General features: G+C 42.8%; 10 protein-coding genes. 6 read left to right on the top strand and 4 right to left on the bottom strand.

All coding sequences use genetic code 11. The features are described 5' to 3' along the window. The first annotated feature begins 634 nt into the window (after nucleotides 1-634). Nucleotides 635-1,909: a CinA family nicotinamide mononucleotide deamidase-related protein gene (locus H5125_RS02275; protein ID WP_101084813.1), complete on the top strand. Its 1,275-nt coding sequence runs from the start codon at nucleotides 635-637 to the stop codon at nucleotides 1,907-1,909. A gap of 50 nt (nucleotides 1,910-1,959) precedes the next feature. Here H5125_RS02275 and H5125_RS02270 read toward each other — a convergent pair whose 3' ends face one another. From H5125_RS02270 to argE, 4 genes are all read right to left on the bottom strand, one after another. Next, a complete protein-coding gene (locus tag H5125_RS02270; protein WP_182743419.1) occupies nucleotides 1,960-5,019 on the bottom strand; it encodes a DUF2339 domain-containing protein in 3,060 nt (1,019 codons plus the stop codon). Nucleotides 5,020-5,204: 185 nt separating this feature from the next. Then, nucleotides 5,205-5,744 carry a DUF1439 domain-containing protein gene (locus H5125_RS02265; protein ID WP_101084815.1) on the bottom strand — a complete coding sequence of 180 codons (540 nt, stop codon included), beginning with the start codon at nucleotides 5,742-5,744 and terminating at the stop codon, nucleotides 5,205-5,207. Further along, nucleotides 5,741-8,389 carry a phosphoenolpyruvate carboxylase gene (gene ppc / locus H5125_RS02260; RefSeq protein WP_182743415.1) on the bottom strand — a complete coding sequence of 883 codons (2,649 nt, stop codon included), beginning with the start codon at nucleotides 8,387-8,389 and terminating at the stop codon, nucleotides 5,741-5,743. The genes H5125_RS02265 and ppc overlap by 4 nt, the downstream gene beginning before the upstream one ends. Before the next feature lie 152 nt (nucleotides 8,390-8,541). Continuing rightward, nucleotides 8,542-9,693, bottom strand: coding sequence for an acetylornithine deacetylase (argE, locus tag H5125_RS02255; protein WP_011635680.1), 1,152 nt, complete (start codon nucleotides 9,691-9,693; stop codon nucleotides 8,542-8,544). Between the two features lie 263 nt (nucleotides 9,694-9,956). On the opposite strand from argE, the gene argC reads away from it, so the two are divergent. From argC to argH, 5 genes are all read left to right on the top strand, one after another. Next, nucleotides 9,957-10,937: an N-acetyl-gamma-glutamyl-phosphate reductase gene (gene argC / locus H5125_RS02250; protein ID WP_101084817.1), complete on the top strand. Its 981-nt coding sequence runs from the start codon at nucleotides 9,957-9,959 to the stop codon at nucleotides 10,935-10,937. Nucleotides 10,938-10,967: 30 nt separating this feature from the next. Next, a complete protein-coding gene (argB, locus tag H5125_RS02245) occupies nucleotides 10,968-11,747 on the top strand; it encodes an acetylglutamate kinase (RefSeq protein WP_101084818.1) in 780 nt (259 codons plus the stop codon). Between the two features lie 14 nt (nucleotides 11,748-11,761). Further along, a complete protein-coding gene (locus H5125_RS02240) occupies nucleotides 11,762-12,667 on the top strand; it encodes an ornithine carbamoyltransferase (RefSeq protein ID WP_182743414.1) in 906 nt (301 codons plus the stop codon). A gap of 93 nt (nucleotides 12,668-12,760) precedes the next feature. Beyond that, entirely contained in the window at nucleotides 12,761-13,984 is a 1,224-nt protein-coding gene (locus H5125_RS02235; protein WP_101084820.1) for an argininosuccinate synthase, read from the top strand. A 333-nt stretch (nucleotides 13,985-14,317) separates the two neighbouring features. Then, nucleotides 14,318-15,682: an argininosuccinate lyase gene (gene argH / locus H5125_RS02230; protein ID WP_182743418.1), complete on the top strand. Its 1,365-nt coding sequence runs from the start codon at nucleotides 14,318-14,320 to the stop codon at nucleotides 15,680-15,682. Nucleotides 15,683-15,945 lie beyond the last annotated feature (263 nt).

Below are 15,945 nucleotides of genomic sequence, written 5' to 3'. Positions count from 1 at the left end.
GGTAGTTCAGTTGGTTAGAATACCGGCCTGTCACGCCGGGGGTCGCGGGTTCGAGTCCCGTCCGCTCCGCCAATTACATAGAAGCCTCGTCTAACGACGAGGCTTTTTTGTATCTGAAGCTTACCCATTTTCCCCGAACAGATATCAACAGCCACAAGCGCTGCATTAATTTAGTTGGTCCAATAACGTTCCCGGTATTGCTTTGCATTCATCCAATCTATTTGGACGGATGACTCTCAATCAATAGAAAGTGACCAGTCACGCCAGATGACTAGTTCATTCTTTATTATAAGCAGCGTCCGCACTGCCACCTTAAGATGAAGGCCTTTGCTGCAATGCAAAGGCCTTTTTCGTATGTGAAAATCAACCGCGACATTTCTGTTTCATTAAGCGGCAATAGGCCTTGTAATTTGTCCGACATTATTTTGTATTGTCTTTCATTTTTGATAATACTTTAATACATTGAATCAATATCAAAATAATCAATTTAGCTATTTTTGAGATATTACTGTTGTGTTGTTGTAATTCATTAAGTCTTTTATTGGCTAATTTTGGATAAATGCGATCTATTGTCTTGCCATTCACATATTGCTCCCCTAACTTAAGTGCCAATAGCATGGGATTAGGAATAATGATGAAGTTAGAAATGATTTGTACTGGCGAAGAGGTACTCTCTGGCCAAATAGTCGATACCAATGCTGCTTGGGTTGCGAATACTTTGATGGAGTTAGGTATCGAGATGCAACATCGAGTGACGGTTGGCGATCGAATGGATGACCTTGTTGCTGCATTCCAAGAACGCAGTAAGCATGCAGATATCATTATTGTTAATGGTGGATTGGGGCCTACCAGTGATGATATGTCTGCGTTAGCCATGGCGAAAGCTAAAGGTGAAGACCTTGTCGAAAATGTGCAATGGCGTGAACATTTGGAAGATTGGTTTACGCGTAATAATCGTGTAATGGCCAAGAGTAATTTAAAGCAGGCTTGGTTACCAGCTTCTGCTGTGATGGTAGATAATCCTGTTGGGACAGCATGTGGCTTTAGAGTGAAGCTGAATAACGCATGGTTATTCTTTACTCCAGGCGTGCCGTTTGAATTAAAGCACATGATCACTGAACAGTTTATTCCGTTTATTACTCAAGAGTTCGGTGTACAACAAAAATCGGCTTTAGAAAAATTACTTACAATTGGTCACGGTGAGTCATCATTAGCAGATACATTGTCAGACATCACTTTGCCACAAGGCATTGAGCTAGGTTATCGCTCATCTATGCCACACATTGAAATTAAGATTTTTGCTCGTGGTGAAAAAGCTATCCGTCAGCTACCTGATGTAACAAAGCAGGTTAAAGCTTTATTAGGTTGTGCGGTTGTTGCTGAAAATCGGCCAACATTAGCAGCAGAGATCCATCATCGATTATACCAATCTGGTTTTAGTCTTAGTGTGGCAGAGTCTTGCACAGGTGGCATGATCACCAGTCAATTGATCGACTTTGCGGGGAGTTCATCGTACTTGCATCATGGTTTAGTGACCTACAGTAATGAATCTAAAGTGAAAGTGCTGGGCGTTAATCCACAGATCTTAGATGATCATGGTGCAGTGTCTATTGCTACTGTTGAGGCGATGGCGCAAGGCGTACGAGGTATTCTTGATAGTGATTATGCTTTAGCTACTAGTGGTATTGCTGGCCCTGACGGAGGCTCAGATGATAAGCCCGTTGGAACAGTCGCTATAGCATTAGCAACTAAACATGGCGTATACAGTCAAATGGTGAAGTTACCAAAGCGCTCACGTCAGCTTGTGAGAAGTATGAGTACTGCAATTGCTTACGATATGCTTCGTCGTGCACTACTTGAAGAAGCCGTTATTGTTGATTACCCGTCGATACCTCGGTTCGCCAAGTAAGTGTATTTCTAGCTTGCTTACCATTGGTGTAAGCAAGCTAGATTTAATGACTAGGCTGTAAGGTCATCAGCCAATTGACTGTTTTTCGCTTTTTGATAAAAGTAAGCAACCGTTAATAAAATAACGCCAATCAAAATAAAGGCGACGATTTTTTGAATTAACTCAAATGACGCCATATCAACAACAATCACTTTGATACATGCCAAAGCAAATAGTAATGCTGCTAGCCTGACTAGGCTTGCTTGTTGAGGCCGTAAGCTTATAAACATCACCACACTAGCATGCACAACTAACAGCACTGCACTCATTGGTGCAGCAATAATTAGGTCGAATTGATAGCTCCACAGTAAATAACTTATCACCAATAAAGCATGCCAAGCCCACTTAAGCGTGACATAAGAGATAATTTTTCTGTGTGCTCTAATACCTAATCTTGCTGTTAACAAATAACGACCTAATAAAATCAGCACTCCAAGCTCTGCTAAATTGGTCAGAACATTATCAATATTAAGGGTGAGTTGTGTTTCGCTGTGAAATAGGATGGGTAAAATGGCACAAGCAAAAATAGCAAAATACGCCAAGCTATAACTTGGTGCTAAGGCCTGCTTAAAATGTTGACCTATGCGTGTGTTTCTTTCGGTAATAACACTAAAATATCCACAGATGATTAACGCTGTTATTGCCCATGATGGATGGATTAGGTTAGTGAGAGTTTGACTTAGTACGGCTATGACTAAGGCAATATAATATGGAGCAATGTGCCATTGTAGCGTAGTAATTTGCTGCCACTTTTTTGGTAATTGTACATAGCGTACACTAATTAATCCGAGTAATAGCAATCCTATTGTTAATGCAGCAAGTCCTTGCCACAATTCTGCTAGGCACATTGCTGCTGTAACTATGGTTGCTAATACCGTGAGTATTTGCGACTCATAGCGAAGACTCTTGTGATTAATAAAGTAAGCCAAACCTAGACTCATCATACTGCTTAACCATAATGAGATAGCAATGTAGTCAGGATAGCTGCGTATAACTTTGGGCAATAATAGTAATGGTAGTGCGAGATAACATGCTAACTGAACATAGTAAGCAACGTGGATTAACTTGGCATTGGCATAATATTTTTTGTACCAATAATACGCCAATAGTAATCCGATAAAGAGTTCAAAACGGGCTAATTTAGCGTTCATTGCTTGGTCGGCAAAGCTAAGACTATCAGCGTCTATCATGCCAAAAATAACTAACCCTAATAACGGTAGTTGCAATAACCAGGCTAATACTTCGCTAAAACGTAGGGTGTGTTTAGCACTCATGTACAGTAGTAAAAAGCTGATTAATGGTAATGTATTAAGCCAATATTGCTCGGTGATAAAGAAGCTAATGAGTAACAAGGTTACTGTATAGAGCACTCCAAGTAACTCGCGGATAAATTGTACCACTAGGTGTTCAAATTGCATTAAATCAGCTTGATGGCGGCTCAGAAGCTTTTGCGCTACAAAAGTCATCGCACAGGTTAGTGCCATCGATATAATCAATAATGCTTGATATCCTAATAGGCCATCATTGTCATAGCGTGACAGGGCTAGCACATCAAAGACGTAAGCAAAGCTGCTTATTATGCCTAGTACGAGTAAGACATATGCTTCTGCTCTAATAGGGCTAAACAACTGTTTACAGCCAATCCACAGTAACAATAATCCCTCTAATAACAGCACTAAACCCATCAGTTCGACGCTGAGTAAAAACAGTGCGGCAAAACCAGCAAAGCTTCCGGCAAAAGCCAAGGCTAGGGCACTAATATCTTTATCGCGTTTAATTACCCAATATAGCAACCCACACAGCAATGCATTAAGTGCAAATAGCTCACCAGCAAAAATGCTCCACTCCGTTAGGGTGTAGAGAGTAAAAACCATAAGTGCGATTGGAACCGCTAGCAGCCTTGGTGTTAATGCAGACTTGATGACAAATAATAAGCTGGCAATACTGTAGAGGTAGAACAGCCCATTGATCATTAATACTGCTAGGCCGGTTTGCCAATCAATGACAGACAGCGGCAATTGAATAAATAAGCTGAGTATTTGTATGCAAGCTATATGGAGTAAGGCGGTAATTTCGATGAGTATTGGCCAAGCTAATTTGTGGCTTTGTACCATCGAGCAAATACCGATAAGCATTAAATAAGGCAGGTACAATAGCGGCGTTTGTCCACCATCAAGTAGCATCAATGGCGCGAGTGATCCGCCAAGTAAAGCGACAATCGCGACAACTTTGGTGTCGAGTTTAAACGATAAGCTATAACCCAATATCGTATTAAGCAATAACAAGCCAAAGCAGGCAATATCAGGAATAAGATTAAAGTACGGTCCAAGGAAATATAGGCACAAATAATTAAGAATAAGCCCAAGGCCAACTAGGCCTGAGCCGAAGTCTTGCATTCCTGGGCGTTTTTGCCGAATAAATACTCCACCAACAATAATACTATTTGCTACGCCTAAACCTAATAACGCTTTACCCAGTTCTGAAAACCAGTTGTTAATTGAAAACTGCAGTAAATAACCAAAACCTAATGTCAGGGTAATAATGCCTGCAACCGTCATCAAAAATACAGGCCCTAACCCTTTACTTTGATAATGCTGATAGAATTCTTTTGCTTGTTCGGTTAACCCAGAAATGGGAGCAAATGCTGACGCACTGAACTCACCGATAGCGTCAGCTAATTGAGTAACCATCGCACTTAGGGCACTTTGTCTAGCGGGTGACTTTGCGACTACCGAAGTTTGTTGTTCTGATAGAGATGATGTTAACGCTGAATGACTTATATCTAACGGTTGGCGCTCCCAAGCAGAAGACGAGTATTGAGGTTTATCGGCTACGATACTGCCGCTCGAATCGTTTTCTCGACTCTCATGCACTGGGGCATGTAAGTTTTCAGCAGGCAAGGCTATCGGTTGTTCATTATTATTTTGCGCTTGTACCTGTTGGGCCAAAGCATCAAGTTGTTGACTGAACTGAGCCAATTGTCGATTTACATCGGCCTGCTGAGCGCCTTGCTGTGAAGTAAACTCCGCCAGTTGTGCTTTTAGTTTTGCTACGTCATCCATTAACGGCATCATTTATCCCATGATTATTATGCACTCCAATATTGCCAAGTTATTGTACGTGGTTCTGATTGATTAGGAAATGCTCCGTTTTCTGATACTTGAGATGTTCAGCCTTTATTTTCGATGTGCATGTAGATGAGTTTGAAGCAATAAAAAAGCACCCTAAGGTGCTTTCTGCTACTACGATTATAACGTTAAAACTTAACCACCAGTTTGCCTTGTTGTACGGCAATTTCTTTGGTCATTTTAGCCATTAACGCTTGATTACTGTCGCGAGTGTCTAAGGTATACACTGGCTGGTTTTCAAGGTAATTACGTAAAAACCCCATCAATTGTGGTGTTGCCTGGCTGATGTAACGCTCAATATCGGCGGGTTCGGACTCAACCTTGACTAAGTTTAACTGTCGAAGATAGACACTCTTGGTATTACTGTCATACCAAGGCACAGCTTCGAACGTAGTTTTAAGCTTAGCGTGAATAGGTAGTAACGGGTTATTCACGGTAATCACAGTCGCTGCTGTGACAGCCATGGTATTTGGCTTAGCGCCTAACACGACCTGCATATCATTTAGCTTAAGTGATACACCAATTAACTTGTTGCCCTGTTTTACTTCAAAATGCATGTCTTTATTAAGGTACTGCTCTATTTCAGACTCGGTGATGCTGTACTGACTGGCACAGCCAGTCAGTACCAATAACAATCCCAGTCCAAGGGTTTTAACCAAGGTTATCATCCAGTGTTTCTCATTCCTGCTGCAACGCCGGCAATGGTCAGCATAAGTGCTAGCTGAACATCTGCAGACGGTTCAACTTCTCTACGTGTACGAGCTAATAGCTCGGTTTGTAAGAAGTTAAGTGGGTCGATGTATGGGTTGCGCAGTTTAACAGATTCACGACTCCAAGGCGTATGTGCCATTAACTCTGTCGCTTGGGTTAAAGATAATACCGCTTCAATACCCAGTTGCAGACGTTGACGTAACTTCTCACCTAAATGATGTAACTCTGGCTTCACTAAACATAGCTCGTAGTACTTGGCTAAGTTAGGTTCTGCTTTGGTGTAGACCATTTCGAGCATTGAAATACGGGTTTCAAAGAAAGGCCATTGCTCTTCCATTTCACGCAATAATTCCAACTCGCCACGATCTGCCGCATCTTGTAATGCTTCGCCAGCACCAAGCCAAGCGGGTAGCATTAAGCGGTTTTGTGACCAAGCAAAAATCCACGGAATCGCGCGTAAGCTTTCAATACCACCATCAACTTTACGCTTAGCAGGGCGACTGCCTAGTGGCAACTTACCGAGCTCAACTTCTGGTGTGGCAGATCTAAAATACTCAACAAAGTCCGGTTCTTCACGTACGATGCCGCGATAATGCAGTACTGATTCTTCAGCAATACGCTGCATGCAATCACGCCACGATTTTTTAGGCTCCGGTGGTGGTAACAATGTCGCTTCTAATACCGCTGAGGTATATAGCGCTAAACTTTGTACCGCTAATTTTGGTAAGCCAAACTTAAAGCGGATCATTTCGCCTTGTTCTGTCACACGGATGCGACCATCTACCGAACCTGGTGGTTGCGATAAAATGGCTTTATGAGCTGGTCCGCCCCCACGGCCGATAGAACCGCCACGACCATGGAACAACATCAATTTAACGTCAGCTTTTTTACACACAGCAACTAACTGCTCTTGTGCACGATACTGCGCCCAGGCAGCTGCCATTACGCCAGCATCTTTGGCTGAGTCAGAATAACCAATCATCACTTCTTGCATGCCTTTGGTGTAACCACGATACCAATCAATATTCAGTAGCGAAGTCATACAGTCAGCGGCACCCTCTAAGTCAGCGAGGGTTTCGAATAATGGCACTACGCGCATTGGATTAGTGCAACCGGCTTCTTTTAGCAGTAATAATACGGTTAATACGTCAGATGGCTTGCTGGCCATTGATATCACATAAGAGCCCAGTGCATTAACAGGCTGCTGGGCGACTAAGTTGCAGGTTCTGACAACTTCAGCGACATCATCCGTCGGTTTCCAATTTGTTGGGATCAGTGGACGTTTGCTGGTTAACTCGCGCAGTAAAAACGCTTGTTTTTCATTTTCGTCCCAATGGTTGTAATCACCCATGCCCAAATAACGAGTCAGTTCAGCAATCACGTCACTATGGCGGGTAGCATCTTGACGAATATCTAGGCGTAACATGTGAATACCAAAACACGCTAAACGACGTAATATGTCGAGTAACAGGCCATTAGCAATCAGCTTCATACCGCAATCGGTCAAACTCTTATAAAGTAGTTCAAGCGGTTCAAGCAAATCTGATTTATGCCAAATTAGCTCGCTGGTATCAACATCAGGTTTTTTACCTTCAAGACGTGCGTTAAGGTAATCGATGGTGTCACGTAATTGGCAGCGTAATTTGCGTAACACATCGCGGTACGGTTCTTTACTGTTATCTGTTAACGCTGACAATTCAGCATTCGCTTGTTCCATCGACAATTCGCCAAGCAAGCTCACAATATCTTTTAAGTACAATCTTGCTGCGGCATGACGATTGCGATCGAGTACTTCTTGGGTGACGAGAGACGTTACAAACGGATTTCCGTCGCGGTCTCCGCCCATCCAGCTTGAAAATCTCACCGGAGAGACATCAATAGGTAATTGCTGGCCGGTCTTTTGCTCAACTTGATCATTGAGTTGACGCAGAAAGTCAGGAATAGCTTGCCACAAAGACGTTTCGATAGTGCTTAAACCCCAACGTGCTTCATCTACAGGAGTTGGGCGTTCGTTACGAATTTCGTTGGTGTGCCAAATTTGGGCAATAAGCTGACGCAGACGCAGAGTGCTTTGTTGGCGTTCGCGATCAGTCAGTTGGCTGTTTTCTTGTTCCGTTAAGCAATCAACTACAGCCGCATATTTTTGAATTAGCGTGCGGCGTGAAATCTCGGTTGGATGCGCTGTTAATACTAAATCGATGTCTAAGTTTTTTAAGCTCTTAATTACATCTTTTTTATCTAAATCAGTATCAAGCATGCGTCCAAGTAGTTGCTCTACTGGATCGGGCACACACACGAGTTCGTCGCAATTACGGCTAATGGTGTGAAATTGTTCTGCGATATTGGCTAAGTTTAAAAATTGGTTGAAGGCTTTGGCGAAAGGAACCAGTTCTTCGTCTGGTAAAGCGGTTAATAATGCCAACATTTGCTCGCGAGAGGCTTCGTCACCCTGGCGAGATTTTTTTGCTAAAATTCGAATTTGTTCTACTTTTTCTAAAAATGCATCACCTAAATGGTTTTGCATTGTTTCGCCTAATATCTGGCCTAAATGCCCCACATTTGATCGAAGTGACGCATACATATCTGCCGTTTGCTCTGTCATACTTACTCCCGAAAAAAAGAACGATTTTGCCAATAACTCTTACATCACAATACCCAGCGTATCAAAATCGGTCAATACGCAGGCACTGTATTTTGTAATTTTATTTCGTAAAAAAGTTACATTTTGATTTAACTTTCACCGATTATTGATGTTTACTTAATGCAGGCATGAAAAATCATTTTTTTGATCAATTCTACCGTTGGCGTTAAGTATTCTAAGCCAATAAATTCATCTGGTTGGTGGGCCTGGTTAATACTGCCCGGCCCAAGTACTAAGGTTTGGCAACCTAGTTTGTTGATATAAGGTGCTTCAGTCGAATAGTTGACCACTTCTGCTTCGTTGCCAGACAATTCCGCAACGAGTTTGGTCCATGGATTATCTGCTTTTCCTGCAAACGATTCTGCGCCTGGGTACAAAGTACTGACACTTATACTGCCAGGATACTCTTTACTGATGTCAGATAAGTAGTTCAATACCATTAATTCCAGATCCGCTAACTCCATTCCTGGTAAAGGACGAATATCTAAATGCAAATCACAGCAACCACAAATACGGTTTGCGGCATCACCGCCATGAATATGGCCAAAGTTCATGGTTGGGTAGGGTACAGTAAACGCATCTTCGCGATAGTTCTCGCTTAAGTGCTGCTTTAGCTTCATTAGCTGGCTAATGACTTTATGCATGACTTCAATAGCATTTAAGCCGCGAGCAGGATCAGATGAATGACCACTTCGACCAATTACGCGGATCCCTTGGGCTAAATGCCCCTTATGCATATAGACAGGTTTTAAGCTGGTGGGTTCACCAATAACCGCATAATCAGGTGCGATAACTTTTGAGTCGGCAAATGCTTTAGCGCCGCTCATGGTGGTTTCTTCATCTGCACTAGCAAAAATAGTCAGCGGACGTTTGAATTGATCAAGTGGCATGTCTTTTAATGCTTCGAGTACCAACGCAAAAAAGCCTTTCATGTCGCAAGTGCCTAAGCCGTACCAACGATTGTCTTTTTCAACCATTTCAAATGGACTTTGGCTCCAACGGCCTTCGTCAAAGGGCACAGTATCTGTATGGCCCGCAAGTAAAAGCCCACCACTGCCGCTGCCGATTCTGGCAATCAAGTTCTGTTTATTACGCGAGTCTTCTACCGTGGGGGTTTCGCATTCAAAACCCAGCTCACTGAACCAATTTTGCAACAAGTTGATAACTGCATGATTACTCATATCGTGTTCTGCTTCGAGTGCACTGACTGATGGCGCTGCAATCAGCTGTGTAAAACAACTTTTTAGATCTGGTAGTGTGCTCATGGGTTATCCTAAAAAATAATATGTAAAATACTTATTCACATATATTGCATAATTAATATTGTGTGATAGTCTAGCAAACAGCATTAACCGACACCATAAATAGAACGATAGAAATGAAAATAAACATGTGCTTTCTTACTGCTAAAACCACTATATCAATAATCAACGCGAACTTCCTGCGACGATAGTTCAAAATTAGGCGGCCCCCTTCTAAATAGGCTATGCTGACACTTTCTCTCATTATTTAACAAGAAAACAAACTTATGAAAAGCATCGCAATTATTGGCGCCAGTGGTTATACCGGTGCACAAATTACTTCGTTAATTAACGCAGACAGCAACTTTAGCGTTCAAGGGTTGTATGTGTCGGAAAACAGTTTAGATAAAGGCCGTAAATTAGCCGACCTTTACCCTACATATAGTCACATGGCTTATACGCTTTCGCCGTTATCAGATGACGCTAAAAAGAAAATTGTTGCCGAAGCTGATGCCGTGGTTTTAGCGACTGAGCATTCAGTTAGCCTAGAGCTTGCCGCATGGTTTTACCAGCAAGGTTTAGCGGTATTTGACTTAAGCGGTGCATATCGTTTTGCCGATGTGGCGCAATATCCAAAATGGTACGGTTTTGAACATACTCACCCTGATGTATTAGCTCAGGCGGTGTATGGCTTAGCAGAGTGGAACAGCGAACAAATTAAACAAACAAGAATGATTGCTGTACCAGGTTGTTATCCTACGGCATCACTTACTGCACTAAAACCGCTTAAACCATTCTTAACTGAAATGTATCCAGTCATTAATGCCGTGAGTGGTGTAACAGGTGCAGGTCGTAAAGCACAGTTACATACCAGTTTCTGCGAAGTTAGCCTTACGCCATACGGTGTATTGGGTCACAGACATCAGCCTGAGATTGCGACACATTTAGGTCAGGAAGTTATTTTTACGCCGCATTTAGGCAACTTTAAGCGTGGTATTTTGGCAACCATTACCGTGCAACTAAAACCAGGCACTACAGAAGCCGATGTCGCTAAAGCGTATAGCGTGTACGACAACGCGCCAATCGTGACAGTAAAGCACAATCAATTCCCTAAAGTTGATGATGTGGTTAACACCCCCAATTGTCATTTAGGTTGGAAGTATGATGCCAACAGCGGTTATTTAGTGGTCGCCAGTGCGATAGACAATTTAATGAAAGGTGCTGCTAGCCAAGGTCTACAGTGCATTAAAATCCATTTCGGTGTGTAATTAACTCGCATTAGTGAAGGAATAAAAATAATGGCTACAAAATCAGTATTAGTCTTAAAAGTCGGTGGTGCGTTGCTTCAATGCGAAATGGGCATGGCGCGTTTAATGGCGGCAGCAGCCGAAATGCTTGCTGCGGGTCAACAAGTCATATTAGTCCATGGCGGTGGTTGTTTGGTTGATGAGCAATTAACCGCTAATGGTAAAGAAACGGTTAAATTAGACGGTTTACGTGTTACGCCAGAAGATCAAATTCCTATTATTGTTGGTGCGCTAGCAGGTACCTCAAACAAAATTTTACAAGCAGCTGCAGCGAAAGCTGGCATTGTTAGCGTAGGCATGAGCTTAGGCGACGGCAATGTTGTTACTGCAAAAATCAAAGATGAGCGTTTAGGACTTGTGGGCGAAGTTGAGCCAAAAGACGCGACCTACTTAAACTTTATTTTAAGCCAAGGTTGGATGCCAATTTGTAGCTCGATTGCCATTTCTAGCCAAGGCGACATGTTAAACGTCAACGCAGATCAAGCCGCAACAGCCTTAGCAAAATTAGTTAACGGTACGTTGGTGTTATTGTCAGACGTATCGGGTGTGTTAGATGGTAAAGGTCAGTTAATACAGAGTTTAAACAAAAGTGAAATTGAACATCTTGTTGCCCAAGGGGTGATTGAGAAAGGCATGAAAGTCAAAGTAGAAGCCGCATTGGAAGTTGCTCAATGGATGGGTAAACCCGTGCAAGTTGCTTCATGGCGCGATGCCGAACAGTTAAAAACCTTAGTCAAAGGTGGGTCCGTCGGGACTCAAATACAACCTTAATGGAGTAGTAGTATATGCAGCACCTATTGTCGATAAAAGAGTTAACTCAATCTCAGCTTTTAGCCATCATTGATCTGGCTAAAAAAATTAAGAATAATCCCGCTGAGTACCGTCGCGCCTTAGATGGTAAAAGCGTTGTGATGCTGTTTGAAAAGCCATCACTGCGCACCCGAGTCAGCTTTGACATTGGCATTAATAAATTAGGTGGTCACTGCTTATACTTAGACCAACAAAATGGTGCGTTGGGACAACGCGAAACGGTAGCTGATTTTGCGACAAACATTTCATGCTGGGCCGATGCTATTGTGGCAAGAACATACTCGCACACCACCATCGAACAATTAGCTCAACATGGCAGCGTGCCGGTGATTAATGCTTTGTCTGACTTGTACCATCCATGCCAAGCGCTAGCTGACTTTTTAACACTATCAGAGCAATTTGATGATGTCAGCCAAGCAAAACTGGCTTATGTTGGCGATGGTAATAACGTCACCCACTCACTGATTTATGGTGCAGCGATTTTAGGCATGACCATGACAGTGATTTGCCCTGAAGGGGCATTCCCTGATGCACTAATCGTGACAGAAGCTCAGGCGTTAGCAAAGAAAAATGGTGGCAAGTTAACTCTAAGTGCAGACATTAATGCCATTGAAGGCCATGATGCTATTTATACAGATACATGGATTTCTATGGGTGATGAAACACCGCTTGCTGACATTAAAGCCCGTTTTGCACCATACCAAGTTAATAGTGAGCTAATGGCTCAAGCTGGTGCTAAATTCTTTATGCATTGCTTGCCAGCACATCGTGGTGTGGAAGTGACAGATGAAGTGATGGATGGCGAAGGTTCATTGATTTTACATCAAGCAGAAAACCGCATGCATGCGCAAAATGCAGTATTAGTGACCTTATTAAGTTAGTCACCTTATTTAAGTTATTCAAAAGATTAAGTCAATAGTGCCTCTGGCGTTATTTAAATTGAAAATATACGTAATCGATTTTAGGAAATAAACATGTCTAATGCAGTGAAAAAAAACGGTGTTAAAAAAGTGGTATTGGCATATTCAGGTGGTTTAGACACCTCGGCTATTATCCCGTGGTTAAAAGAAACTTATGACGACTGTGAAATCATCGCATTTTGTGCCGACGTCGGCCAAGGTGAAGAAGAGCTCGTTGGCTTAACAGAAAAAGCCTTAGCGTCAGGTGCTTCTGAGTGCCATATCGTCGATCTAAAAGAAGAGTTTGTTGCTGATTATATTTACCCAACTATTGCAACGGGTGCTATTTACGAAGGTACATACTTGTTAGGCACGTCAATGGCGCGTCCTATTATTGCTAAAGCGCAAGTAGAAGTCGCCCGTAAAGTCGGTGCTGACGCGGTATGTCATGGCTGTACTGGTAAAGGTAACGACCAAGTTCGTTTTGAAGGTTGTTTTGCTGCATTAGCACCAGACTTAAAAGTGATTGCGCCTTGGCGTGAGTGGGAAATGCGTAGCCGTGAAGACTTATTGGCTTACCTTGCAGAGCGTGATATCAAAACCAGTGCTTCAGCGACCAAAATTTATAGCCGTGATGCCAACGCATGGCACATTTCGCACGAAGGTGGCGAGTTAGAAGATCCATGGAACGAGCCATCAAAAGGCGTGTGGACATTAACAGTAGCGCCAGAAGATGCACCAAATGAGCCTGAATATGTCTCATTAGCGGTTAAGCATGGTCGTGTGACTCATGTAAATGACGAAGCATTATCGCCATATGCTGCACTCATGAAGCTAAACGACATTGCTGGCAAACACGGTGTAGGTCGTATCGATATTACCGAAAACCGTTTAGTGGGCATGAAGTCTCGTGGTTGTTATGAAACCCCGGGCGGCACCGTAATGTTTGCTGGTCTGCGTGCCATTGAAGAATTAGTTTTAGACAAAACTAGCCGTACGTGGCGCGAGCAAATTGCTGGGCAAATGTCGCACCTAGTGTACGACGGTCGTTGGTTTACCCCTTTATGTAAATCACTTATCGCAGCGTCAGAATCATTAGCAGAATCGGTTAATGGTGATGTAGTGATTAAGCTGTATAAAGGCCAAGCGACAGCCGTTAAAAAACGTTCGCCAAACAGCTTGTATTCAGAAGCTTTCGCAACGTTTGGCGAAGATGATGTATACGATCAAAAACACGCTGAAGGCTTTATCCGTTTATATTCTTTAGCGAGCCGTATTCGCGCGCTAAACACTAAATAGAGTAAACGGCAACGATAAAAGGCGCTGCAAAGCGCCTTTCTTATAATGACTTTTGGCAAACAGAGAGTCATTACAAGAAAGAGAATATTATACAACCTGAACTCGGGATAACAAACGACTCTCAAACAGCCCTTTGCCTTGCTAACTACGTTGAATCGACTTGCAATAGGCTAGCTATTGACGCGTCAATTCGTCTTGTTAGTAAAGCAAATGACAAGTTTGATAGAGAGCAATGATTAAGATTTTGAGCTTTAATATTATCTTCTCATCTCTTATCCCGAGTTCAGGTTATCTACATTATTGAACGATAATTTCAAAACAGAGGATACCGACATGGCGTTATGGGGCGGAAGATTTCAGGGCGAAACCAGTGCACTTTTCAAGTTGTTTAATGACTCACTGCCAGTGGATTACCGCTTATTTGAACAAGACGTTGTCGGCTCTATTGCATGGGCAGATGCCATTGCTAGCGTCGGTATTATTACTGCAAAAGAATGTATCGATTTAAAAGCAGCGTTAAATGAGCTGCTGGTGGAAGTGGGTAATGATCCACAAGCGATTATCAGCAACGGCGCCGAAGATATACACAGCTTTGTTGAACAAAAGCTGATTGCCAAAGTAGGCGATTTAGGCAAAAAACTCCACACGGGCCGTTCGCGTAACGACCAAGTCGCGACTGATTTAAAGCTGTGGTGCAAAAAAGAAGGTGCAGCATTACTCGCACGTTTAGGTACATTGCATGCAGAGTTAATTGCATTAGCTGAGCGTGAAGTTGACGCAGTGATGCCGGGTTACACCCATTTACAGCGTGCTCAGCCGGTTACATTTGGTCACTGGGCGCTAGCTTATGTTGAAATGTATGAGCGTGATATTAGCCGCCTACAAGATGCATTAAGCCGTGCCGATTCATGTCCATTAGGTTCTGGCGCACTAGCAGGTACCGCTTACCCGATTGATCGCCACGCGTTAGCGTCAGCATTAAACTTTGCTCGCCCAACCTTAAACAGCTTAGACAGTGTGTCGGATCGCGACCATGTGGTTGAATTATGCAGCGCAGCGTCAATCAGCATGATGCATTTAAGCCGCATGGCTGAAGACCTAATTTTCTTCAACTCTGGCGAAGCTAATTTTATCTCATTAGCCGATGAAGTCACTTCTGGCTCATCACTGATGCCACAAAAGAAAAACCCCGATGCCTTAGAGCTTATTCGTGGTAAAACCGGCCGTGTATATGGCAGCTTAATGGGTATTTTAACGACCATGAAAGCCTTGCCATTGGCGTACAACAAAGACATGCAAGAAGACAAAGAAGGCTTATTTGACGTGGTCGACAGCTGGGCTATTTGTTTAGATATGGCAGCATTAGTATTGTCGGGCTTAAAAGTAAATCGCCCACAAGCTTTGGTCGCCGCGCAACAAGGTTATGCTAATGCAACCGAACTTGCGGATTATCTTGTGGCTAAAGGTATGCCGTTCCGTGAAGCACACCATGTAGTGGGTGAGGTGGTGGTATTTGCCATTGGTGAGCAAAAGCCGATTGAAGACTTAAGCGTGGCTGAGCTACAAAAATTTGCCAATGTGATTAGCGATGATGTGTATCCAAACCTTACTATTGAAGCGTGTTTAGAGAAACGTGATGTATTAGGTGGTACCGCTATCAATCAAGTGCAAGCAGCCATAGCAGCTAAAAAAGCATAGCTATAAAAGTATAACGATAAGTACTTATTTCGATAGCATCGAGGTAGATATTAGTAACCAAGCCCTGTTGATATTCATCGGCGGGGCTTGTTTGTTTTCGCCACCATAAACCATAGCTAGAACACACTATAGAGCAGTCATTTATTTAACCATGCTGCGTATGCAGAGGTTGTGGTCGTTTGTATCGCTCTTATGTATTCAATTTAGGATCAATGCACATCAGTCTGTCACCACTCTAGTTATCGATTTTACTCATCGATTTT

The sequence above is a fragment of the Shewanella sp. SR44-4 genome (assembly GCF_014163715.1).
In the GTDB taxonomy this organism is placed as follows: domain Bacteria; phylum Pseudomonadota; class Gammaproteobacteria; order Enterobacterales; family Shewanellaceae; genus Shewanella.
The sequence above is the reverse complement of the archived record's forward strand: the minus strand, read 5'-3'. Positions and strand labels throughout refer to the sequence as shown.